The 21,641-nt window shown below is 68.0% G+C and carries 21 protein-coding genes; 5 read left to right on the forward strand and 16 right to left on the reverse strand.

Features of this window, described 5'->3' with window-relative positions; all coding sequences use genetic code 11:
* Positions 1 to 9 precede the first annotated feature (9 nt).
* From JOD67_RS31825 to JOD67_RS31885, 13 genes are all read right to left on the reverse strand, one after another.
* Positions 10 to 1,146, reverse strand: a complete 1,137-nt coding sequence (locus JOD67_RS31825; RefSeq protein ID WP_205121390.1) for an acyl-CoA dehydrogenase family protein — start codon at positions 1,144 to 1,146, stop codon at positions 10 to 12.
* Positions 1,147 to 1,153: 7 nt separating this feature from the next.
* On the reverse strand, positions 1,154 to 3,208 hold the full coding sequence (locus JOD67_RS31830) for an acetate--CoA ligase family protein (RefSeq protein ID WP_205121391.1): 2,055 nt from the start codon (positions 3,206 to 3,208) through the stop codon (positions 1,154 to 1,156).
* Between the two features lie 20 nt (positions 3,209 to 3,228).
* Positions 3,229 to 4,002: an enoyl-CoA hydratase/isomerase family protein gene (locus JOD67_RS31835; RefSeq protein WP_205121392.1), complete on the reverse strand. Its 774-nt coding sequence runs from the start codon at positions 4,000 to 4,002 to the stop codon at positions 3,229 to 3,231.
* Positions 3,999 to 4,916 (reverse strand): ABC transporter permease, encoded by a 918-nt coding sequence (locus JOD67_RS31840; RefSeq protein WP_205121393.1) that lies wholly within the window; start codon positions 4,914 to 4,916, stop codon positions 3,999 to 4,001. The genes JOD67_RS31835 and JOD67_RS31840 overlap by 4 nt, the downstream gene beginning before the upstream one ends.
* Positions 4,917 to 4,937: 21 nt before the next feature.
* Positions 4,938 to 5,861: an ABC transporter permease gene (locus tag JOD67_RS31845; protein WP_205121394.1), complete on the reverse strand. Its 924-nt coding sequence runs from the start codon at positions 5,859 to 5,861 to the stop codon at positions 4,938 to 4,940.
* 84 nt (positions 5,862 to 5,945) lie between these two features.
* Positions 5,946 to 7,499, reverse strand: coding sequence for an ABC transporter substrate-binding protein (locus JOD67_RS31850; RefSeq protein WP_205121395.1), 1,554 nt, complete (start codon positions 7,497 to 7,499; stop codon positions 5,946 to 5,948).
* 81 nt (positions 7,500 to 7,580) lie between these two features.
* Positions 7,581 to 7,904: a DUF4387 family protein gene (locus JOD67_RS31855; RefSeq protein WP_205121396.1), complete on the reverse strand. Its 324-nt coding sequence runs from the start codon at positions 7,902 to 7,904 to the stop codon at positions 7,581 to 7,583.
* 19 nt (positions 7,905 to 7,923) lie between these two features.
* The gene (locus tag JOD67_RS31860; protein WP_205121397.1) at positions 7,924 to 9,312 is read right to left on the reverse strand and encodes an acyclic terpene utilization AtuA family protein; all 1,389 of its coding nucleotides are present in this window, start codon (positions 9,310 to 9,312) and stop codon (positions 7,924 to 7,926) included.
* Between the two features lie 28 nt (positions 9,313 to 9,340).
* The gene (locus tag JOD67_RS31865; protein WP_205121398.1) at positions 9,341 to 10,552 is read right to left on the reverse strand and encodes a Gfo/Idh/MocA family protein; all 1,212 of its coding nucleotides are present in this window, start codon (positions 10,550 to 10,552) and stop codon (positions 9,341 to 9,343) included.
* The gene (locus tag JOD67_RS31870; RefSeq protein WP_205121399.1) at positions 10,549 to 11,028 is read right to left on the reverse strand and encodes a MaoC family dehydratase; all 480 of its coding nucleotides are present in this window, start codon (positions 11,026 to 11,028) and stop codon (positions 10,549 to 10,551) included. The genes JOD67_RS31865 and JOD67_RS31870 overlap by 4 nt, the downstream gene beginning before the upstream one ends.
* Positions 11,029 to 11,622: a MaoC family dehydratase gene (locus JOD67_RS31875; protein WP_205121400.1), complete on the reverse strand. Its 594-nt coding sequence runs from the start codon at positions 11,620 to 11,622 to the stop codon at positions 11,029 to 11,031.
* A 16-nt stretch (positions 11,623 to 11,638) separates the two neighbouring features.
* Positions 11,639 to 12,865: a CaiB/BaiF CoA transferase family protein gene (locus JOD67_RS31880; RefSeq protein WP_205121401.1), complete on the reverse strand. Its 1,227-nt coding sequence runs from the start codon at positions 12,863 to 12,865 to the stop codon at positions 11,639 to 11,641.
* A 621-nt stretch (positions 12,866 to 13,486) separates the two neighbouring features.
* Positions 13,487 to 14,158 carry a GntR family transcriptional regulator gene (locus tag JOD67_RS31885; RefSeq protein WP_205121402.1) on the reverse strand — a complete coding sequence of 224 codons (672 nt, stop codon included), beginning with the start codon at positions 14,156 to 14,158 and terminating at the stop codon, positions 13,487 to 13,489.
* A 115-nt stretch (positions 14,159 to 14,273) separates the two neighbouring features.
* Here JOD67_RS31885 and JOD67_RS31890 point away from each other — a divergent pair, with 115 nt between their 5' ends.
* From JOD67_RS31890 to JOD67_RS31905, 4 genes are all read left to right on the forward strand, one after another.
* Positions 14,274 to 15,278, forward strand: a complete 1,005-nt coding sequence (locus tag JOD67_RS31890) for an ABC transporter ATP-binding protein (protein ID WP_205121403.1) — start codon at positions 14,274 to 14,276, stop codon at positions 15,276 to 15,278.
* Entirely contained in the window at positions 15,275 to 16,294 is a 1,020-nt protein-coding gene (locus JOD67_RS31895) for an ABC transporter ATP-binding protein (RefSeq protein ID WP_307782627.1), read from the forward strand. The genes JOD67_RS31890 and JOD67_RS31895 overlap by 4 nt, the downstream gene beginning before the upstream one ends.
* A gap of 58 nt (positions 16,295 to 16,352) precedes the next feature.
* Positions 16,353 to 17,114 (forward strand): dienelactone hydrolase family protein, encoded by a 762-nt coding sequence (locus tag JOD67_RS31900; protein WP_205121404.1) that lies wholly within the window; start codon positions 16,353 to 16,355, stop codon positions 17,112 to 17,114.
* Positions 17,115 to 17,529: 415 nt separating this feature from the next.
* Complete coding sequence (locus JOD67_RS31905) at positions 17,530 to 17,811, forward strand: DUF6295 family protein (RefSeq protein WP_205121405.1); 282 nt, start codon at positions 17,530 to 17,532, stop codon at positions 17,809 to 17,811.
* On the opposite strand, the gene JOD67_RS31910 is transcribed toward JOD67_RS31905, so the two are convergent.
* Together JOD67_RS31910 and JOD67_RS31915 are read right to left on the reverse strand one after the other, a co-directional pair.
* The gene (locus JOD67_RS31910) at positions 17,778 to 19,019 is read right to left on the reverse strand and encodes an MFS transporter (protein WP_205121406.1); all 1,242 of its coding nucleotides are present in this window, start codon (positions 19,017 to 19,019) and stop codon (positions 17,778 to 17,780) included. The two genes, JOD67_RS31905 and JOD67_RS31910, sit on opposite strands and share 34 nt — an antisense overlap.
* Positions 19,016 to 19,453, reverse strand: coding sequence for a MarR family winged helix-turn-helix transcriptional regulator (locus JOD67_RS31915; RefSeq protein ID WP_205121407.1), 438 nt, complete (start codon positions 19,451 to 19,453; stop codon positions 19,016 to 19,018). The genes JOD67_RS31910 and JOD67_RS31915 overlap by 4 nt, the downstream gene beginning before the upstream one ends.
* A gap of 98 nt (positions 19,454 to 19,551) precedes the next feature.
* Between JOD67_RS31915 and JOD67_RS31920 the strand changes: the two genes are divergently transcribed.
* Positions 19,552 to 20,556 carry an MBL fold metallo-hydrolase gene (locus JOD67_RS31920; RefSeq protein ID WP_205121408.1) on the forward strand — a complete coding sequence of 335 codons (1,005 nt, stop codon included), beginning with the start codon at positions 19,552 to 19,554 and terminating at the stop codon, positions 20,554 to 20,556.
* Here the strand turns inward: JOD67_RS31920 and JOD67_RS31925 are convergent.
* Positions 20,540 to 21,634, reverse strand: coding sequence for a hydroxymethylglutaryl-CoA lyase-like TIM-barrel protein (locus JOD67_RS31925; RefSeq protein WP_205121409.1), 1,095 nt, complete (start codon positions 21,632 to 21,634; stop codon positions 20,540 to 20,542). The genes JOD67_RS31920 and JOD67_RS31925 overlap by 17 nt on opposite strands.
* Positions 21,635 to 21,641 lie beyond the last annotated feature (7 nt).

A 21,641-nucleotide genomic window follows, 5' to 3' on the forward strand; every position in this document is an offset into this window, starting at 1 on the left:
TGGCGGACGTCAGGGGCGGCGGGGGAAACGGCGGTCGAAGACGGCTTCGGCGACGTGGTTGCGCATCATCTCCACCGAGCCGCCGGCGATCATCCAGCCGCGGGTACGGCGGACGTAGTACTCCATCGGGTACTCCGTCGAGTAGCCCGACGCCCCGAACACCTGCAGGGCTTGGTTGGCGATCTCGAACGCGGCCTCGTTCGCGAAGCACTTCGCGATCGCCGCCTCGGCCGGGTCGGGCGCGCCGTCGTCGGCGTTCTGCACCGCCCGGTAGATCAGCAGCCGCGCGGCGTCCAGCTTCATCCGCATGTCCGCGAACCGCCACTGCAACCCCTGGAACTCACACAGCGGCCGGCCGAACTGCGTCCGCGTCTTCGCGTGCGCGACCGCCCGGTCGAACGCCGCCTGCGCCAGCGACAAAGCCCTGGTGGCGTTGCCGATCCGCTCGATCCCGAACACGGTGAACATCGTCCGCAACGCATCGCTGTCGGCCAGGACGTACGACCGCGGCACCCGGCACTCCTCCATATACAAGGCGCCGTGGTGCTCCCCCGACATGTACGTCCCCGCGACCCCCTTCGAGAACCCCGGCGCGGTCACCGGCACCACCACACACCCGATGTCGCGCGCACGCGGACCGAACCGAGCCCACACGACCGAGTGCGTGATCTCCGGCGCGTACGAGCTCCACAGCTTCTCGCCGTTCAGCACCACCTCGTCGCCCTCGTACCGCGCGGTCGTCCGCAGGTCCGTCAACGCCGAGCCCGCCTCCGCCTCCGACATCCCCGCGCTGATCAGCCCCTCCCCGGACAACAGCAAAGGCAGCACGTCCCGCTTCACGGCAGCGGAGCCGAACGTCGACACCTGGCGGATCGCCCCGAAGTTCGTCGCCTGCACGGCGTCGCCGCTGTGCGGGCACACCTCACTGACCGCCTCCATCACCAGCACCGCGTCGAGCAGCGACCCGCCCTGCCCGCCGTCCTCCGGCGCGAGAGTGATGCCGGTCAACCCGAGCGACGCGAGGATCCGAGCGTTCTCCCAGGCAAAACCCTTCCAGGTAAAGGCTTTCGGCGCGAACCGTTCCACGGCCAGCCGCCGCGCCATCGCCCGCAAAGCCTGCTGCTCGGGCGTCAGGGAGAAGTCCATGGGCCAATCACCTCGAACGCGAAGCCGCGTCGAGCGCCCGCCGCGCCATCATGACCGCCGCGATCGCCTGCGCGGCGCGGTCGGGCGCGTCGAGCACCGGGATGCCGGCGTCGTTGTAGACCTTCAGCGCCCGCGGCGCGAGCTGCGTGCCGCCGAAGCGGGACACGTAGATCGGTACGCGCGCGGACCGCAGCACCTCGACCACCGACTCGGCGAGCCGTTCGGCGAACGGGTCCGCGTTCGTCGTGAACTGCACGAGCGCCGCGTCGAACTCGTTGCCCGCGAGGATCGCCGTGATCGCCTTCCGGAAGCTCTCCGGGTTGGACAGCATCTGGAAGCTGGTGTCCATCGGGTTGCGCACCGCCGCGTACGACGGGACGTGGGTACGCACAGCCGCCGCCGTCGCCTCCGACAGCTCCGGCAGATCGATCCCGAAGCGCTCGGCCTCGTCCGCGATGATCGTGCTCGCGCCACCGGAGAACGTGATCGCCACCAGTCGCTGCCCGCGCGGCAGGGCGTACGCCGACGTCAGCAGCAGCGCGTCCTCCAACACCCGCAACGACGGAACGCTCACCATGCCGGCAGCGCGGATCACCTCCTCGCGCAGCTCGATCGCCCCGACCATCGCGCCGGTGTGGCTCAACGCCGCCTCACGACCTCGTTCGGAACGCACCATGTTGTACGCGAACATCGGCTTGCCCGCCCGCGCGAGCCGCCGCCCCGCCTCGACGAACCGCGGCCCGTCCTTGATGTCCTCGACCAGTAGGCCGATCGCGTGCGTGTCCTCGTCGTCGGCGAGCCACTCGAGGAAGTCGGCGAGCACGAGGTCGCCCTCGTTGCCGACGTGGATCCAGTACGAGATCCCGACGTTCGTCCCCATCAACCGGGTCGCGAGGCAACTGCCCAGCGCGCCGGAGCTGGTGAGCAGCGCGACCCGGCCGGCGGTCAGCTCGGTCATCTCCAGGCCGCCAGAGATCGACGCCGCGAGGCCGAACCGAGGCGCGACGACACCCATAGAGTTCGGCCCGACGAGCGGAACGGCGCCCGCCGACAGCACCTTGGTCAGCTCCTCCTGCAACTCCCGACCGGTCTCGCCGACCTCCGCGAAGTCCGAGCTGTGTACAAGGACGCCACCCGCGCCGATCGCCACCGCCTGCTCGGCGACCTCGCGGACGGCACGCGCGGGAACGGCGACGCACACCAGGTCGGGCGTGCCCTCGATGTCGGCCAGCGACTGGTAGCGCCGGTAGCCCTGCGTCTCACCGCCGGACGGATGCACCGGCGACAGCCGGCCGGGGAAGTCGTGGTCGACCAGGTAGCGGAACAGCCGGGCGCCGACCTTCTTCTCGTCGTCGGAGACGCCGACGACCGCGATGTGCTTGGGCCGCAGCATCCGCTCGAGCTGGTGGCGCGGGCGTTCGGTACGTTCCGGAACGGGCATCGTGACGATCCGGGCGTCGACGACCAGACACCCTTCGTTCGCCGGCCGCACCATCACCGGGTTGAGGTCGAGCTCGCCGATGCTCGGGTCCTCCTCGGCGAGCAAGGCGACCTTGACGATGACTTCGCACAGCGCCTCGACGTCCAACGGACGCGAGCCCCGGTAGCCGTCGAGCAGAGGCCACGAACGCAGCTCGCGCAGCATGGCCAGCACGTCGTCGGGCGTCACGGGCACGAGCCGGCGGGCGACGTCCTTGTGGATCTCCGCCTGGATGCCGCCGAGACCGACGACCACCGCTGCGCCGAGCTCGGGGTTGCGGCGCAGGCCGACGAGCATTTCCACGCCGCTCGCCTGCTCCTGCACCATGAACGGCAGCCCGTGCGGCCCTACCTGCTCGAGCATCCGCCGAGCCGCCTCCGTGGCCGCCTCGGCACTGGACAGTCCGAACGCCACTCCCCCGGACTCGGTCTTGTGCAACAGCCCGGCCGCCTTGACCACCACGAGCGTCGCGCCGACCGCCTCGTACGCCGCCGCGATGCCGGACACGTCGTCGACGAGGACGCCCCTCGCCACGGGTATGCCGGCACGGTCAAGCCGGGTGGCGACGTCGACCGGGCTCATCGTCGTGGTGTGTATGGCCATCAGCGACCTTTCCACTCGGGAGGACGCTTCTCCACGAACGCGCGAGGGCCTTCCTTGGCGTCCTCGCTCTCCAGCAGCCGTGCGTACATGTGGTGGGTGAGCCGCAGCAGTCCCCCGTCGTCGAGCTCGAGGCTGCGGTAGACGAGCTCCTTGGAGTACTCCACAGAGAGCGGCGCGTTGTCGGCGATGCGCTCGCCGAGCGCGATCGCCTCGCTGAGCAGGCTCTCGTTCGGCACGACCCGGTTGACGAAACCGATCTCGTACGCGCGCCGCGCGGTCATCGGCTGTCCGGTGAGGACGAGCTCCATCACGGTCGCCGTCGGGATGAGCTTCGGCAGCAGCGAGGCGAACGGTGCCAGCAAACCCATGCGGGGCTCGGTGATGCCGAGGCTCGCGTCCTCCGCCGCGATGCGCAGGTCGCACATCTGCGCGATCGAGAAGCCACCCGCGAGGCAGTGCCCGTTGATCGCGGCGATCAACGGCTTCCGCGGTTGTCGCCAGCTGTGCAGGCTGTTCGCCGACATGCTGTCGTCCGGCCGCGCGACGATGCCCGCGGCGTTGTCGCTCGCACGTTCCTTGAGATCCCGTCCGGCGGAGAACGACTTCCCGGCACCAGTCAGGATCCCGACCCGCGCCGAAGGGTCGTCGTCGAAGCGCTCCAGCGCGGCGCGCAGGTCGGCGCGCAGCTGCCGGTTGATCGCGTTCCGCGCCTCGGGCCGATTGAGCGTGAGCACGCACACGCGGCCCTTGAGCTCGTACGTCACCGTGCTCATGCCGCACGCTCCTTCCGCGGCGCGAGGCGCAGATACCGCCAGCGGTGCGACGGGTCGTTGATCATCCGCAACCACAGGCCGAACATGTTGATGCTCAACGCGGTAAGGAAGATGAACAGCCCCGGGACCGTGATCAGCCACCAGGCGTTGCGGATGTACGCCCGACCGTCCGCGACCAGCAGACCCCAGGAGACGCTCGGCGGCTGCAGCCCGAGGCCGAGGAAGCTGATGCTCGACTCGAGCAGGATGACCCGTGCGATGTCGATCGTGCCGATGGTGAGGATCGTGGTGAGCGTGTTCGGAATGAGGTGGCGCAGCATGACGCGCAGGCCGGAGGCACCGAGCGTCTGCGTCGCGACGACGAACGTCTGCTCACGCAACGACAGCACCAGCCCGCGGACGACGCGGCAGTAGAGCATCCAGCGGGCGACCGCCATGACGGCGATGAGGTTGAACGTGCTCGCGCCGACGACGTACAGCACCAGCAGCACGAAGAAGATCGTCGGCAGCGTCATGAACACGTCGACGATGCGCATGATCACGTCGTCGACCCAGCCGCGGTAGTAGCCGGCGAGGATGCCGAGCGCGACGCCGATCGTTCCCGAGATCACCGCGACGGCGACCGCGACGCTCAGCGACACGCGCCCGCCGTCGAGGATCCGGGTGAGCATGTCGCGGCCGATCGCGTCGGTCCCGAACAGGTAGAAGTTCCCTTCCTGGACGGAGAACGGCGGCAGCATCGCGCTGCCCATGTTCCGGCCGGTGACCTCGTACGGGCTGAGCATCGGGCCGAACACCGCGGCCAGGATCACGAGCAGCAGGAACACCAGCGACGCGGTGCTCCACTTGTCGCGGAGCAGCGCTCGCCACGGCAGGCCGGTCAGCCGCCGTGCCGCCGGGACTGTCTTCTCCACGTCCACTGCTGCCTCCGCGAACTACTGGTACTGGATGCGTGGGTCGACCCAGCCGTACACCAGGTCGACCACGAGGTTGATGAGCATGACGAGAACGGCGGCCACCACGACCGTGGCCAGAACGAGCGGGAGGTCGCGCTGCTCGATCGCCGAGATCATCAGGAAGCCCATGCCGGGCCAGCCGAAGATCGTCTCCATGATCACCGAGCCGTTGACGATCGACGCGGCCTCGTCACCGGCCAGGGTCAGGATCGAGATCGCCGCGTTCTTCAGCACGTGCAGCCAGAGGATCACGCGTTCGCCGAGGCCCTTGGCGTGCGCGGTCTGGACGTACTGCTTGGTCAGCTCCTCCATCACCGCGGTGCGGGTGAGCTGGGCGAAGCGGGCCAGGCTGTTCAGCGCGAGAACGACGGCCGGGAGCACGAGGTACGACGGGTTGAGGTAGCCGCCGAATCCCGAGGTCGGCAGCCAGTTGAGCTGGACGGCGAAGATGTAGATGCCGAGCAGCGCCACCCAGAAGTTCGGCGCCGACAGCATCGCGAACGACGAGGCGTTGACGAGCTGGTCGATCCACGACCGCGGCCTGGTCGCCGCGAGGATCCCCAGAGGGATGCCGAGCAGGCTGATCAGGAACGCGAGCGCACCAAGGAACAACGTCTTCGGCAGCGACGCGAGCACGATGTCAAGGGCGGGTTGACCGCGCCGCAGGGACTCGCCGAAGTCGCCCTGCAGGATGCCGGTCATGTAGTCCTGGAACTGCACGACCACCGGCCGGTCGTAGCCGAGCTCGTGCTGCAGGGCGTCGTACTGCGACTGCGAGTAGTCCGTGTCGAGCATGAGCGCGACGGGGTCGCCGAGCGTGTGCATCGCGAAGAACAGAGCGACGACGAGGATGAACAGCGTGAAGACGGAGTGGGCGACGCGGCGGATCACGTACCTGCCCATGCCCTCGCCTCCATCCTTTGCCAGCCAGTAAGCGGAAAGTGGAACGGGTGGGCCTGAGAGAGGCTCCGGCCCACCCGTCCGTCCTCAGGAGAACTTCATCCGGTCCGGGCGCAGCCAGCCGACGACCGGCCCTTCCCACTCCAGGTTCGCGGCCGCGCCGTAGATGGCGGGCGAGCTCCACAGCGGGATCTGGTACGCGCCGTCGTAGAAGTAGTCGCGTTCCAACGCCTCGAGCAGCCCGCGGCGCTCCTCACCCGACGCCGCGCCGGCATCCTTGAGCTTCTGCGAGAACTCCTCGTTGCAGACCGAGTACGAGCGGGGCTCGTTGCAGCCGTCGATGTACGCCAGGCTCACGGTCGCGTCGAACAGGTCGTTGGTGTGGCTCTTCTGGATGAACACGTCCGGCGGATTGCCCTTGACACCAGGGTTGTGCAGCTTCTCCCGGCGCGGACCGTCGACGAACTCGAACGTCGCGTGGACGCCGATGTCCTCCCAGTAGCTCATGATGGTCTCGGCCCATACCCGCGGGATGTCACCGGTCTCGGAGAACATCTTGACCCCGTTGACCTCCTTGCCCGCACCGACGACCTCGTCGAGCAGCTGGCGTGCCTTCTCCGGGTTGTACTCGTGGCGCGGCCCGTCCTTGATGAAGCCGACCGACGCCGAGTTGAACGGGAACGGGCTGCACTTGACCGCGCCCTTGAGCAGCGTCTCCGCCATCGCGTCGCAGTCGATGGCGTACGCGAGAGCTTGGCGGAACCGTTTGTCGCCCCACAGCGGGTCGAGCTTGCCGTTCGCGTCCCGTTCCCGCAGCCGGATCCACGCGTAGTCGATGGATTCGGGCTTGAACGTCTTCGGGACGATGTCGATCGACTCGAGGTCCAGGTCGTCGGACAGCTGCGCCTCACCCGCGGCGACCATCGACGCGCGGACACCGGGCTCGCTTCGCCAGACGAACTTCACCTCGTCGAAGTAGCCGGTGTCGCCCCAGTAGTCCTTGAACGCGACGAACCGCATGAACTCACCGGTCCGCCACTCCTCGAGCTTGAACGGCCCCGTACCGACGGGCTTCTGCGCCGCTTCCTTCGGGTTCGCCTGCGCCCACTTCGGCGGGACGAACTGCAGCTGCGGCGCGATGATGTCGAGGATCGGGCAGGCCGTCGGGCAGATGATGTCGAGCGTGTACGGGTCGACGGCCTCGGCCTTCAGCTCCTTGGCGTACCGGACGACCCGCGCCGGGCTGTCCGCTTCGGTCTGCTTCTCGATGCTCCACTTGGCGGTCTCGGCGTTGAAGTCCTCGCCATCGTGGAACTTCACGCCCTTGCGCAACGTGAAGCGCCACTTGTTCGGCGCGATCATCTCCCACTTCTCGGCGAGCTGCGGCTTCAGCGACCCGTCGGCCGGGTCGCGTTCCATCAGCACGTCCGCCGCGAGGTCGGTGTACGGCTTCGAACCGCCCAGCCTGTTCAGCAGACCGAGCGGCTCGTCCGGGGCGCGACCGATCACGATCGTGAGCACCTTCTTGCCCGTGCTCCCGGCCTGCGGCGCACCTCCCGTGCCGCCGCTCTGGCACGCTCCGGCGACGACCAGCAAGGCAAGCGCCACCGTTATCCCCCGGATTGTCTTGGGCAACGACATTCTCGTGCCCTCCTTAACTCTTCGCACCTCAAGGGATTTCGACCGCGACCTGTGCCGTGGTCGGGCGGACGGCGACATCGGTCAGGTGTCGTCGCTCCATGGAATGAGAATGTCCAGCAGTGGTACGTGTTGTTGCTTGCCGTCGATGTCGGTGTCGTCGGGGCTGCCCGACACGACCTTGCGTGGCATCAGGATCTTGATCGCGTACGCCGGCGGGTAGTCGAAGATCCGCACCTCGGTCGCGGGGACGCGGTACAGCTCCGCGATGAGCTCGGGCGTGATCGCGCCGGACGACCACACGCGGCGGAAGTCGTCCTCCTTGTCGAACATGATGTCGAACGAGCGCCGCGTGATGCCGTTGTTCGTTCCCCGGATCGAGTTGGCCACGTCCTGGAGCCGGATCATCAGAGCTCTCCTCGCTGCTTCACAGGTCGACGATCTCGACGTGGAACAGGTCTTCCCAGTCGTTCCAGTGGTCCAGCTCGACGATGTGCCAGACGCCCCAGTCGTAGACCTCGCCCAACGGGACCGCGCCCATCGCGAACGGCTCGGCGGTGTTGGCGTGGTTGAGCTGGCCGGGGAACTTGGTGTGACCCGCCAGTGCCTTGTGCCGGCCGGCGGCCTCGAGCGCCGCCTCCTGCGTGGTGCCGATCGCGTCGATCAGGATCCCGAGCTCGTGGCTCGCGGTCTCCTTGATCGGCTCGTCGTCGCCCATCACGCCGTTCTTGCCGTAGACGCGGAAGCGGACCGTGTAGTCGTCCTTCTCCACGCCCTGCAGGTGCAGGTTGCGTTCGGCGTTGATCCGTACCCGGCTCAGCCAGTCGTCGACCTGCGGGATGAGCATCGGGTCGCGGGTCGCGACGAACGCCAAGGCCCGGTAGCCGACGAAGCGCGCGCCCTCGAGCTTCACCGTGTACTTCGACGCCGGCTGGAACTTGCTGCCGGTCACCTTGACCCGCCCGCCGTCGAGGGCCTCGTACGTACAGTCCGAGGTGTCGATGACGCCGGACGGGACGATCGTGTGGTACGGGCTGTCGTTCTCGTACAGCGTCACGGCCGCGACCGACCGGGGTGTGCAGTACGTGCCCTCCTTCGTCGACGACGCGACGAAGTGGTCCTTGCGGAAGTGGATGAAGCCGAGCGAGCCGGTCTCCTCGCCGGGGACCGTCATCATCACGCCCTTGTCCATCGTGCGCGCCGCGTGCCAGGCGAGGCCGGGCGGGATGCCGGCGCGCAGCGGTGGGCCGGCGAAGATCGCCGGGTCGGTCGCGCGGCCGCCAAGGATGACGTCGGCACCGAGGTCGAGCGCCTTGAGGAACGGCTCCGCGCCCATCATGCCGACGATCGGGTACGACTCGTCGATCTGCTCGTCGGTCAGCTCGGGGAACGGGCCGAGCGGAACGATCTTGTTCGCCGCGCGCTTGGCCTTGAGGAAGTCCTTGTCGAGCTCCGCGTGCAGCAGCGCCATCCGGAAGTGCAGGTCGCGTTCTTGGGCGATCTCTTCGACGATCTCCCGTACTGCTTGCAGATTCCGTTCGCCGCCGGCCGTCCCGGCGGAGCCGATGATGAACTTGGCGCCGATGCTCCGCGCGCCGGTGATGAGCGTGTCGAGTTGCTTCTTCATCGGGCCGCGCGACCGTACGGCACCGGTGCCGAGCGAGGCGGCGCCGTGGTCGGCCGAGCCGGCGTCGGACGCGACGACGTGGGGATTCCACTCGAGCCCGCGCTTGAAAGCACGGTAGGAGAACCCGGCACCGATCGAGCCCACGGACATGATGCGGACTTCGTCCTCCGTGGCGGGATCAGCGTTCATATGCGGTGGCACCTCCCTGGTGAGCGCGTCACTTGTAGGTGACGTCGACCCACGAATGCGTGCGAACGGACTCCTCGGCGGCGTCCCAGATGCGGTGGATCTTGAACGTGTCGTGCAGGCTCGGCGCGCAGTCGCGACCCTCGTCGATCGCTTGTGCGAACTCGATCCACGCCGCGGCGACGCGCCTGGCCGGGCGGCCCTTGAGCGCTACCGGGAGCACCCGTGGCTCGACCTGCAGCGGTGCCAGCCTTCCCAGCTCCTCTGGTGGCTTCTTGTCGCGCAGGATCCCTTGCACGTCTGCTTGTGCGCCGTACAGCAGGAAGTCGCGCGGGGTGTCCGTCTCGGTGTCGGGCAGGGGTTCGACCTTGCCGGACAGGGATTCCACGGCGTCGGTGTCGGCGAGCATCAGCATGCCGTCGGTGCCGTACAGCTCGAACCGGTCGCCGGTGCCGGACCAGGCGGTGTTGGACACCTGGAGCGTGCCGACCGCGCCGTCTCTGGTGCGGAGCAGGTAGTTCATGTTGTCGACCTGGCTGCTCTTCAGCACGGTGTCGGGCTGGTCGAGCGCTGGTCGTTCCGGCACCTGGATGGTGAAGTCCGCGCAGACCGCGGCGATCTCCTGGCCCATCACGGCCATCAGTCGCTCGAGACTGTGGCCGGTGCGGTAGGCGGGCCTTCCGCCGGCCTCGATGTCGAACAGCCAACGATGGAAGTACGGACGCGGTGTGATGTAGTTCGCGCCGAAGTGGCTCATGCCGAAGCTCAGCGGCCTGCCGACGTAGCCCTGCTTGACGAGCTCGGCCATCCGCAGCGCGGTCGGGTCGAAGTGGGCCTGGTGGCCGGTCATCGTGCGGACGTCGTTGCGCAGCGCGGTCTGGTAGAGCTTGGTGGCCTGCTCGGTGCTGATGCCGCCGGGGTGCTCGCAGTAGACGTGCTTGCCGGCTTCGAGCGCCTTGATCGCCACGTCGTAGTGGGCAGCTGGACGTACGGACACGCAGACGACGTCGAGGCCCTCTGACTCGGCGAGCATGCGTTCGACGCTGTCGTACGCCTCGGGAACGTCGAACCGCTTGGCCGCCTCTTTCGCGCTCTCCATCCGGGTCGTACAGACCGCGGTGACCTCGTAGTTCTGGTCGAGTGCCTTGAGTGCTGGGAGGTGGGCGCGGATCGCGAAGTTCTCGCGGGCGTCCGCGCTGTGCGCGATGCTCGCGCCGACGACGCCGACCTTGAGGCGCTTCATGCGTCGCTGGCTTCGGGCTCGCGGACGAACGGGTACGGGACCTTCCGGCCACCGCGCAGCGGAAGCACGACGGTGGCGGTGCCGGGTACGGCGACGACGCCGTCCTCCCTGCGCAGTCCGAGGTCCAGCTCGACGTACCCCAGCCCGTTCTTTTCTTCCTTGTTGGTCACCGCGCCGAAGAACGTGATCGTGTTGCCGGGATGCACCATCATCGCGTTCTTCTGGTACGCCTTGAAGACCCAGCCGTCGGGGCCGGCCCAGTTGAACAGCAGCTGCCACAGATAGGCCTGCGAGAACGAGCCGGACATCACCGCGTTCGGCAGCCCGTCGAACTCGATCGCGAACTTGGGGTCGTAGTGGTCGCGGCGCAGCGTCTCCGCGCTCGCGACCCAACGCTGCATCACCGGGATCGTCACCTTCTGCACGACCTCGGGCAGCTCGTCGCCGACCTTGACGTCGTCGAAGTACCGCGTCATTCAGGCCTCCTTCTTGGAACGGGACTCGCTCCACTGGTCGGCCGGCATCTCGCGGGCGATGTTCGTGCCGTGGTTGACGATCAGGATCTCGCCGTCCTGGTTGGTGAAGATGTGGTCGACGTGGACGATCGCGAGCTTGCCGCTGCGGCCCTGTTTCTCCTCGATCTTCACGATCTTCTCGACGACGGAGATCGTGTCGCCGATCTGCGGGAACTTGTAGTACTCGACCTCGTTGCCGGCGTGGAACGCGCCGACGCCCTCGGGCCACTGGATCTTCACCGCGGGATCGTCGAGCGACTCGTCGCCGTACCGGAAGTCGTCGTCGAAGTCGAGCTCGCGGACGGGATCCTTGCTGCCGAGGCTGCGCTTCCAGTGGCCGACCGCCCGCATCGGGAACGGGCCGGGCGCGCAACCGGTGCCGAAGCGGGTGGCCTCGGCGTACTCGCGGTCGTACCACAGCGGGTTGTCGTCCAGCGTCGCGATGACCCAGCGCCGGACCTCGCTGGTCGTGACCTCGTCGACGGCCTGCCGCGGCCGCGACTCGTTCCCGACCATCTTCTCGATCTCAGGGGTGACGACTCGTTCGACTGCCATGACGGCCTTTCTCTCCTTAGATGACGCCCTGATCTTTGAGGGCTTCCATGCCGGCCTCGTCGTAGCCGAGGAGGTCGCCGAGGATCTCGGCGTTGTGCTCGCCCAGCAACGGCGCGTACGTCGGTGGCCGCTGCTCCTCGCCGACGAAGCGCAGGCGCGGAGTGAGGACGGTCATCTTCCCCAGGCGCGGGTCGTCGATCTCGTGCAGGACGTTGCGCTCGCGCAGGTAGGGGTGGTTGGCGACCTCGATCGTGCTGTACGCCGGACTGCAGGGGACGCCCGCGTCGCCGAGGATGCGGAACGCCTCTTCCTTCGTGTGCTGCTTGAGCCACTTCGAGAAGATCGCGTCGAGCTCGTCCTTGTGGTCGCTGCGGGCTCCCTCGGTGGCGAATCGTGGATCGTCGACGAGGTGGGGTTCTCCGATCTCGTTGGCGAGACGTTGCCAGTGCGCGGGGAGGTCGGCCTGGAGGTAGAACCAGCCGTCCTTGGCCTCGTAGCACTCGTGGAACGCCGGGCCGGCCTCGCCGGTGGAGTGCCCGTCGCCGGCTCTCAGCTCGCGCTCGCGTGGGGCAATGCCGGTCATGAGGACGTACATCACGTCGAACGCGACCTGGCCGACCATGCAGTCGACCATGCTGATGTCGACGTGCCTGCCCTTGCCGGTGGTCTGGCGTCCGAGGAGCGCGGCCATGATCCCGATCGCAGCGTGCGTCCCGGCGGCGATGTCGGGCGAGGCGCCGGGGGTCGGGGTGGGCGGGCCGCCCTCGAACCGGTTCATGTGCTGCACGCCGGTGAACGCGGTGATGACCGACGCGTGCGCGGTGCGTTGGGAGAGGCTGGTGTTCTGGCCGAACCCGGTGATCGAGGCGAGGACGATGCCTTCGTTGATGCTTCTGAGCGTCTCGAAGTCGAGGCCGGCCTTGCCCATGACGTTCGGTCGGAAGTTCTCCAGCACGACGTCGGACTGCTCGACCAGCTTCTTGAAGATGGCGTTGCCCTCGGGCTGCCAGATGTCGAGGGTGAGGCTCTTGCGGTACATGTTCCAGGCGAGGAACCTCAGCCCGGTGTCCCCCGGCCCGCCCCTTGGGCGCCTGGCGTGGTCGCCTCGTCCGGGCTTCTCGATCTTGATGACCTCGGCGCCGAGCTCTCCGAGGAGGAGGGCGCAGTAGGGCCCGGAGAGGACCCTGGTCAGATCGAGGACGCGGATGCCTTCGAGGGGTCCGCTGTAGTCGGTTTCCGGCATCGGCCGCATCTCCCAACCCGCGTTGAGCAGAGACCTGACGTCCCCCGTGCGACCCGTGCCAGCCGAGCTCGTGATGGCCACGTTCCGTGGCCGGATCAATCGTCGCTGTACACGATATAGAATATCGTAGCTACGACAGATGGCCTCCACAAGCGAATCAGAAGATTGCCTGGGCGAACGGGTCGAGTGGATGGTCGAGCGATGGAATGCCCCGCCCCACAGCCGATCGCAGCCCAGACCAGCGCATCGTGGAGCCAACGCGGCGAGCGGGCGACGCCTGCGAATCCAGAGACCGATCGCTTAGCGGGCTACTCCACCCATCCACAGCCGCCGCCGACTTCACCCACCGAACTGGGGTTCTGCAACGTGGCAACAGCCCGCCGAACCCCATTCCCGTGGGTGAAGTGCAACCACATGGGGATGTTCCGACCGTGCGACCGCTCGCGCAAGTGGCACCACGCGATGAGCGACTCATCGCGTTGGCGCCGCTCGACCATCCAGCTGCAGGGCGCCGAACCGCGGCCGTCCACAGCCGGCGGCCACTTCACCCACCGAAGTGGGGTTCTGCAACGTGGCAACAGCCCGTCGAACCCCGTTCCCGTGGGTGAAGTGCGGCGCGGGTCAGTGGGTCAGCTGTTGTTCGCGGAAGCGCGCCGCCGTCATGACGTGGTCCGACATCAGGTCGGCCGCGGCGGCAGCGTCGCGGGAGGCGAAGGCTTCGATGATCTTGGCGTGCTGGGCCACCAGGACCTTGGTGATCCGCGGCTGGTCCCACATCGTCACGGTCGGCGGAATCAACCGCCAGAGGGAGTTGATGTGCTCGGCGACGATGGTCGATCCGCTGGAATAGATGGCGAAATGCAGCGTCTTGTTCAGCTGCGCCAGCTCACCACCGGAGAGCTTCGTCCGCCCCCGCGAAAGCTCGCGGTGCAGCTTCTGGACGAGCTCCAAAGTTCCGCTGTCGTCTGCCAAGCGCTCGACCGCGAGCCGTGTAGCCAACGACTCCATCGTGGCGCGCAGCAGGTACAGATCGCGCACCCGTTCCGCGGACATTCCCGCGACGGTCGCGCCACGGTGCGGCGAGTAGCTGATCGTGCCCTCGGCCTGCAACAGCCGCAAAGCCTCGCGAACGGGCGTGGGGCTCACGCCGTAACGAGCCGCCAGGTCGGTCTGCTTCAAAGACTCACCAGGAATGATCGCCCCGCTGGCGATCTCGCCGCGCATGCGGTCCAGCACGTACGCGGTCTTGCTCATGGGCGGACCGGGATGCTCCATCGCGTCGGTCGAGCTCATGACCGCTTTCCTCTCCCGTATTGAACCCACTCGTCAAGCTGTGCAATGTAGTCTATAGCAAATGCCGGAGGGAGCGGCCGTCCACGGGGACCGAGCGTGGAGGTGACTGCGCGAGATGCTCCTTGAGGTCAAGGACCTGCGGACGCACTTCGACAGCGAAGGCAACGACGTCAAGGCCGTCGACGGCGTTTCGTTCGATGTCGAACGTGGTGAAACACTCAGCCTGGTTGGCGAAAGCGGCAGCGGTAAGAGCGTGAGCGGACTGTCGATCATGCGACTCGTCCCCTCCCCACCAGGAAGGATCCTGGGCGGCCAGGTCCTGTTCGACGGCGTCGACCTGCTCAAGCTGGACGCCAAGCACATGCGCCGCATCCGCGGCAAGGAGATCGCGATGATCTTCCAGGAGCCGATGACCTCGCTCAACCCGGTGCTGTCCATCGGCCGACAGCTCACCGAGGTCCTCCGGCTCCACCAGAACGCGACCCGCACCGAAGCACGCAAGAGAGCAATAGAGCTCCTCGGCCAGGTACAGATCTCCGATCCCGAGCAACGCCTCAGCCAGTACCCCCACCACCTCAGCGGCGGCATGCGGCAACGCGTGATGTTCGCGATGGCGTTGGCCTGCCGCCCGAAGCTGATCCTCGCCGACGAGCCGACCACCGCGCTCGACGTCACGATCCAGGCGCAGATCCTCGAGCTGATGAGCGAGCTCAGCGCCCAGGCGGGCGTCGCGATGATCATCATCACGCACAACCTCGGCGTCGTCGCGCGGTACGCCCAGCGAGTGAACGTCATGTACGCCGGCAAGATCGTCGAGCAAGCCACGACCAAGGAGCTGTTCGCGAACCCGCGCCACCCGTACACGCTCGGACTGATGCGCTCCGTCCCCCGGCTCGACATGGAACGAACGGCGAAGCTCGAGCCGATCCAAGGCAGCCCACCCGACCTCGGCGATCTGCCGCCGGGCTGCGCCTACCACCCGCGCTGCCCGTTCGTCATGGACCGCTGCAAGACCGAGACGCCACCCTTGGTCCAAGTGGGAACAGGCCACCTGTCCGCTTGCTGGGCCGCCGACCGGCTGGGCGAGCGCGCCAAAGAGCCAGTACGGGAGGCATCGTGAAGCTGACCGCCCCCACCCAGAAGCCCGCCGACACCGAGACCGCGGCGGCCCCGCTGGTCGACGTCCGCGGACTCCAGATGCACTTCCCGATCACGACCGGCGGCCTCCTCCCCCGCAAGCGCGGCGTGATCAAGGCCGTCGACGACGTCAGCTTCACGATCGGCCGCGGCGAGACGCTCGGCCTGGTCGGCGAGTCCGGCTCGGGCAAGACGACCGTGGGGCGCTGCCTGCTGCTGATGTACAAGCCGACGGGCGGCCAGGTCCTGTTCGACGGAACGGACCTCAGCACGCTGCACGGCCACGGGCTGCACCAGTTCCGCAAGGACGCGCAGGTCATCTTCCAGGACCCGTTCAGCTCGCTCGACCCGCGGATGAACGTCGAGCAGATCCTCAGCGAGCCGTTCATCATCCACAAGCTGGCCAAGCGGCACGAACGCCGCGCCAAGGTGATCGAGCTGCTCGACACGGTAGGCATGGGCGCGCAGCTCGCGAGCCGCTACCCGCACGAGCTCAGCGGCGGCCAGAGGCAGCGCATCGCGATCGCGCGGGCGCTCGCGATCAACCCGCCGTTCATCATCTGCGACGAGCCCGTGTCCGCACTCGACGTGTCCGTCCAGGCGCAGGTGCTCAACCTGTTGGAGGAACTGCAGGACAAGCTCGGCCTCACCTATCTGTTCATCGCGCACGACCTTTCCGTCGTACGGCACATCGCCGACCGCGTCGCGATCATGTACCTCGGTCATCTGGTCGAGATCGCCGACCGCGACGAGGTCTTCCGCGAGCCGCTGCACCCGTACACGAAGGCGCTGATGTCTGCCGCGCTGATCCCGGACCCAATCCAGGAGGAACAGCGGCAGCGGATCATCCTCACCGGCGAGATACCGAGCCCCGCCAACAAGCCGAAGGGGTGCGTGTTCCACCAGCGCTGCCCGATCGCGATCGACGCGTGCAAGGAGCAGATGCCGCCCCTCCGCGAGGCCAAACCCGGCCGCTTCGTCGCCTGCATCCGCGCCTGACCCCGGCGGGGATAAGATCCACAACGCGGTCCCACTATGCATAAGGCAGGTGCGAGAGATGGGTCGTTCCACCGACGAGTACGAAGGCATGATCGCCGAGACGATCGCGGTCCCGGGACACGGCGGCGACCTGATCAACGCCTATCTCGCCAGACCCACCGGACCCGGACCGTTCCCCGCGATGGTGCTCTTCCACCACCGCCCCGGCTGGGACGAGTGGTACAAGGAGGCGACCCGCCGGTTCGCCCACCACGGGTACGTCACGATCTCTCCCGACCTGTTCTTCCGCTTCGGCCACGGCAGCCCGGACGATGTCGCCGCCCGCGCCCGCGCCGAGGGCGACGTCTCCGACGCACAGGTGATCGGCGACGGGCTCGCCAGCGTCGCGTACCTCCGCGCGCTGCCCAACACCACCGGCAAGGTCGGCGTCTTCGGAACGTGTTCCGGCGGGCGGCACGCGTACCTCACCGCCTGCAGCGGGAACGTCGACGCCGCCATCGACTGCTGGGGCGGGCGCGTCGTGATGGCGCCGGAGGACCTGAACGACAAGTACCCAGTCGCCCCGATCGACCTGACCAAGGACCTGAGCTGCCCGCTGCTCGGGCTGTTCGGCGAAGAGGACCACTCCCCCACGCTCGACCAGGTCGCCCAGCACGAGGCCGAGCTGAAGAAGCAGGGCAAGACCTACGAGTTCCACCGCTACCCGGGCGCCGGCCACGGCTTCTTCTACTACGACAAGCCGGCCGCCTACCGCGCCGAGGCCGCGGTCGACGGGTGGGCGAAGATCTGGGACTTCCTCCACACCAACCTCGCCGGCTAAATAAGACTCGCGGCGGACGCCACGCCAGAGCAGGAGCGCGGTGACCATCCGAAAACGGCCTGGCGATGACCACGGACGAGTCGCGGCAAATAAGACTCGCCGCGGACGCCACGCCAGAGCAGGAGCGCGGTGAACATCCGAAAACGGCCTGGCGATGACCACGGACGAGTCGCGGCAAATAAGACTCGCCGCGGACGCCACGCCAGAGCAGGAGCGCGGTGAACATCCGAAAACGGCCTGGCGATGACCACGGACGAGTCGCGGCAAATAAGACTCGCCGCAGACGCCACGCCAGAGCAGGAGCGCGGTGAACATCCGAAAACGGCCTGGCGATGACCACGGACGAGTCGCGGGTTTACTCATAAACGGGTTTACTCACAAAAACGGGCCTACTCACAAAGGAGACCAGCTAGTCATGTGTACGACCATCGCCAACAAGGTCGCGATCTCCGGCAGCGCGAAGGGCAGCCGCGGCTGGTTCGCCGTCGACCAGGTGTGCGTGAGCTACGACCACCCGTTCCACATCGACCTCGAGCACGCGATGATGCTCGACTTCGTCGACGCGAAGGCCGGCCCGGACGCCCGGGTCGCGATCGAGCTCGACCGCGAGTCGGCCCGCGCGCTCGCCGCGCAGCTGCTCGCGGCCGCCGACGAGGCGGACGCCTACGAGGGCAACGTGACGGTCGCGGCTTCCTGACTCTCGCGGCGGCGGCGGAGGTAGAGCGCCATCCCGCCGACGGCCAACGCCGTACCGATGCCGCCCATGCCGAGCGCCACCCGCGCGCCGAACGTCTCGCCGATCCAGCCCACCAACGGCCCACCGATCGGCGTCGTGCCGCCGATGGCGACGACCAGCAACGCCATCACCCGCCCACGCATCTGTGAGTCCGCGCGCAGCTGGATCAACGCCGCGGCCACGGCCCGGAACGCCACGCTCGCCGCACCCAGCGCGAACAGCAGCACCAAAGCGAGCACCAGCGTCGGCGCCGCGGCGGTCGCGAGGAGCACCGCGGAGAACACCAAGGCCCAGAACGTGAGGTTGCGCGTCGTCGCGTGCAGGACGCTCGCGAGCGCGAGCCCGCCGACGACCGCGCCGATGCCCATCGCGGAGAACACGAAGCCCGCGATCCGCGCGTCGCCGCCGAACGTGTCGCGCGCGAGCAACGGCAGCGTGACCGTCCACTCGTACGCCAACAACCCCGACACCGTCATCAACACGAGCGGGCCGAGCAACCCCGGCCTGCTCGCGACGTAGCGCAGCCCCTCGCGCAGCTGGCCACGCGCCCGCTGAGCACGCAGGCTGAGCTCCAGCTGGTCGGTGCGCATGAACAGCAACGCGGCGACGACGGCGAGGAACGAGACCGCGTTGAAGAAGAAGCTCGACGCGAGCCCGACCGTGGCGATCAGCACGCCGGCCGCCGCGGGACCGAGGACCTTGCCGGCGTTGAGCACGATGTTGTTGAGCGCCACCGCGTTCGTCACCTGCTGGGCGTTGACCATCTCGAGCACGAACGTGTGCCGCGCCGGCTTGTCCAGGGCCTCGATCGTGCCCAACACGAGCGCGAGCGCCATCACGATCCACAGCGTCACGACCTCGGTCGCGGTCAGAATGCCCAGCACCAGTGCGGGAATCGCCGACAGCGACTGCGTCCACAGCAGGATCTTGCGCTTGTCGAAGCGGTCGGCGAGCAGTCCGCCCCACGGGCTGAGCAGCATCGTCGGCAGCTGCTGGAGCGCCGCCGTCACACCGAGCAGCGTTCCCGAGTTCGTGAGCTCAAGCACCAACCAGGCTTGGGCGATCTTCTGCATCCACGTGCCACTGATCGAGATCGTCTGCCCGGCGAAGAACAGTCGGTAGTTCCGGTTGCCGAGGGAGGCGAACGTGGCCCGTAGATACCGCCTCACCTCTTGACTTCCAGCAGCCGTTCGAGAGCGGGGACGGCGGCGAGCAGGTGGCGCTGGTCGGCGGGCGAGAGCCCGTCGAGCTGCCTGGCCAGGTACGCGTTGGCGCGTTCGGTCGACCCGGCGAGCAGGTCGTGCCCGCGATCGGTGACGTCGACCCACCACGTACGGCCGTCCTCGGTGTCCGGTCTGCGGCGAATCAGCCCGAGTGCTTCGAGATTCGCCACCAGCCGGGTCACGGTCGACTTGCCGATCTGCTCGTGCTCGGCGAGCCGGCCGATGCGCATCGAGCCATGCCGTTCGAGCGCGGACAACGCCGACTCCTGCGACGGGGTGAGACCGGTACCGGACTGCCGGCGCAGCCTTCGCCCGAGCCGCAGCGCGGCGAGTCGTAGCCGTACGACCGTGTCCAGCGGCACCTTCGTCGCGGCGGGCACCGGCGTCTCCTCGTGGTCGAGAACTAGTACGCCTAGCGTACCGCTTTGGTACGCCAGGCGTACTAGTTCCGGCGAGCAAATTGTGTAATCTATAGGTCATGGAACCTGGCTGGCGGGCGTCCACGTCGCATGCGGAGCCGGCCGAAATCACCCCGGGGATCTGGCGACTTCCCGTGCCGCTGCCCGGTCACAGCATCGGATACGTCAACTCCTACGCGCTGATCGCGCCGGAGGGCGTGCTGCTGATCGACGTCGGCTGGCGGTCGGACGAGTCCTGGGACGCGCTCGACCAGCTGCTGCGCGGCGTCGGCTCGTCGGCACGCGACGTACGCCGCGTGCTGCTGACGCACTTCCATCCCGACCACTGCGGCCAAGCCGGGCTGTTCGTCGACGCGTCGATCGGGATGCACCCGATCGACGCGGGTCACCTGTACGACCGGTTCGTCGACCAGACGCCGTACCGGGCCGAGATGATGCGCTGGGTCGACGCGACCGGGTCGCCGGACGCGGTCCGCGAGGTGTCGCTCACCCAGCTGACCCGGTCGAAGGCACGCGTCGCTCCCCTCGTTCCCGACCACTTGGTCGTGGACGGCGAGGTGATCAAGCACGACCGCTGGGAGCTCACCGCGTTCCACACCCCTGGCCACACGGGCGGGCATCTCTGCTTCTACGAACGCACGTCGCGGTTGCTGTTCTCCGGCGACCACGTGTTCCCGCACATCAAGACGAGTCCGGCGTTCCGCCCGCAGTGCTCCGCGGATCCGGTCGGCGACTACCTGCGGTCGTTGACCCGGCTCGCGACGCTTCCCGTCGACCTCGTGCTGCCGGGACACCAGGAGCCGTTCGAGGGCTTCGACGAACGCCTGGGTCAGCTGCGCCAGCACCATGCCGAGCGGCTGTCGCTGTGCGAGCGGCTGGTCGCCGGCGGGGCGTCGACGGTGTGGGAGGTCGCGAGCCTGGTGCCCCGTTCGCGTACGTGGGACCAGCTCAACGCGGCGGCGAAGATCAGCTCGATGGGCGAGACGTACGCGCACCTCGTCCACCTCGCGGCGACCGGCCGGGCGACGCGGGAAGGCAGCGCGCCGATCACGTGGGGCGGGTGATCGGCTCCTTCCACGGCTTGAGCTGTCCCTCGTACACGCCCGGCCCGCGCTTGAAGTGCGTGGCCTCGGAGAACGTCTCGACGAACGGCAGGTCGGGGTCGTACCAGCGATCCGGGGTCATCGGCCGCGGTCCCGCCTTCGAGACGTGCCCCATCGTCGGCCGGCCGAGGATCTCGTCCAGCATCCACACGCAGTCGATGATCCGGTCGAGGTCGACACCGTGGTCGATGCCCATACTGTCCAACAGGTGCAGCAGGTCCTCGGTCGCCATCATGCCGGTGGCGCGGCCGTTGCCGCAGTACGGGCAGCCGCCGACGCCACCGATCGTGCCCTCGAGGTGCAGGACGTCGCCGGGGCCGAGCACGCGGAGTGCCGCGTACGCCGACACGATCGCCATGCCGCGCGCGTCGTGCAGGTGCAGCCGGAACGAACGGATCGCCGGCCAACGCTCCTTGATGGCTTGGAGGATCGCCTCGGTGCGGTGCGGGGTGTTCCAGCTCATCGGGTCGAGCAAAACGACCGAGGTCACCGGGATGCCCGCCTCGTCCCAGGGCGCGTGCGCGGTCGCGAGGGTGTCCATCAGCTGGGGCAGCGCGACCTCGCCCGTGAAGTTCGATCCCCACGCGGCGTGCGCTCCGATGCCCGCCTCTCGGGCGCCGTTCTCCACCGCGCGGGCGACGACCTGAGGCCACGCCGCGATGACCTGCGCCTGGCTACGGTTGTAGTTGCGCCGCGCGAAGACGTCGCACAGGTGGGCGGACAGCCGCGGCACGTCCTGCTCGATCGTGAGCGGCGGCGCGTACTGCCGAGCCCGTTCCACCGCGCGCTGGTTGACGAGTAGGGCGGTGTACGTCACTCCGGGCCGCGGCCGGAACCTCTTGACCACCTCGTCGATGTGGGCCATCTGCGGCGTGTACTCCGGGCGGACGAACGAGCCGACGACGATCTCATTCAGCCCGGTGTCGCTCAGCGCCTCGAGGAGCCGGACTTTGTCGTCGACGGAGATGCCGGCGGACTCGATCTGCATGCCCTCGCGCATCGCCTCTTCCTTGTACGTGACGGTTGGCCATGCATCCATGCGCTCG

The organism is Tenggerimyces flavus (assembly GCF_016907715.1).
In the GTDB taxonomy this organism is placed as follows: Bacteria; Actinomycetota; Actinomycetes; order Propionibacteriales; family Actinopolymorphaceae; genus Tenggerimyces; species Tenggerimyces flavus.

Coding starts and splice junctions, on each gene's coding strand:
- JOD67_RS31835 (WP_205121392.1), bottom strand. CDS start 4,002: ATGAGCACGGTGACGTACGAGCTCAAGGGCCGCGTGTGCGTGCTCACG.
- JOD67_RS31920 (WP_205121408.1), top strand. CDS start 19,552: ATGGAACCTGGCTGGCGGGCGTCCACGTCGCATGCGGAGCCGGCCGAA.
- JOD67_RS31885 (WP_205121402.1), bottom strand. CDS start 14,158: ATGAGCTCGACCGACGCGATGGAGCATCCCGGTCCGCCCATGAGCAAG.
- JOD67_RS31845 (WP_205121394.1), bottom strand. CDS start 5,861: ATGGGCAGGTACGTGATCCGCCGCGTCGCCCACTCCGTCTTCACGCTG.
- JOD67_RS31880 (WP_205121401.1), bottom strand. CDS start 12,865: ATGCCGGAAACCGACTACAGCGGACCCCTCGAAGGCATCCGCGTCCTC.
- JOD67_RS31870 (WP_205121399.1), bottom strand. CDS start 11,028: ATGACGCGGTACTTCGACGACGTCAAGGTCGGCGACGAGCTGCCCGAG.
- JOD67_RS31890 (WP_205121403.1), top strand. CDS start 14,274: ATGCTCCTTGAGGTCAAGGACCTGCGGACGCACTTCGACAGCGAAGGC.
- JOD67_RS31860 (WP_205121397.1), bottom strand. CDS start 9,312: ATGAACGCTGATCCCGCCACGGAGGACGAAGTCCGCATCATGTCCGTG.
- JOD67_RS31830 (WP_205121391.1), bottom strand. CDS start 3,208: ATGAGCCCGGTCGACGTCGCCACCCGGCTTGACCGTGCCGGCATACCC.
- JOD67_RS31905 (WP_205121405.1), top strand. CDS start 17,530: ATGTGTACGACCATCGCCAACAAGGTCGCGATCTCCGGCAGCGCGAAG.
- JOD67_RS31900 (WP_205121404.1), top strand. CDS start 16,353: ATGGGTCGTTCCACCGACGAGTACGAAGGCATGATCGCCGAGACGATC.
- JOD67_RS31875 (WP_205121400.1), bottom strand. CDS start 11,622: ATGGCAGTCGAACGAGTCGTCACCCCTGAGATCGAGAAGATGGTCGGG.
- JOD67_RS31925 (WP_205121409.1), bottom strand. CDS start 21,634: ATGGATGCATGGCCAACCGTCACGTACAAGGAAGAGGCGATGCGCGAG.
- JOD67_RS31865 (WP_205121398.1), bottom strand. CDS start 10,552: ATGAAGCGCCTCAAGGTCGGCGTCGTCGGCGCGAGCATCGCGCACAGC.
- JOD67_RS31825 (WP_205121390.1), bottom strand. CDS start 1,146: ATGGACTTCTCCCTGACGCCCGAGCAGCAGGCTTTGCGGGCGATGGCG.
- JOD67_RS31850 (WP_205121395.1), bottom strand. CDS start 7,499: ATGTCGTTGCCCAAGACAATCCGGGGGATAACGGTGGCGCTTGCCTTG.
- JOD67_RS31855 (WP_205121396.1), bottom strand. CDS start 7,904: ATGATCCGGCTCCAGGACGTGGCCAACTCGATCCGGGGAACGAACAAC.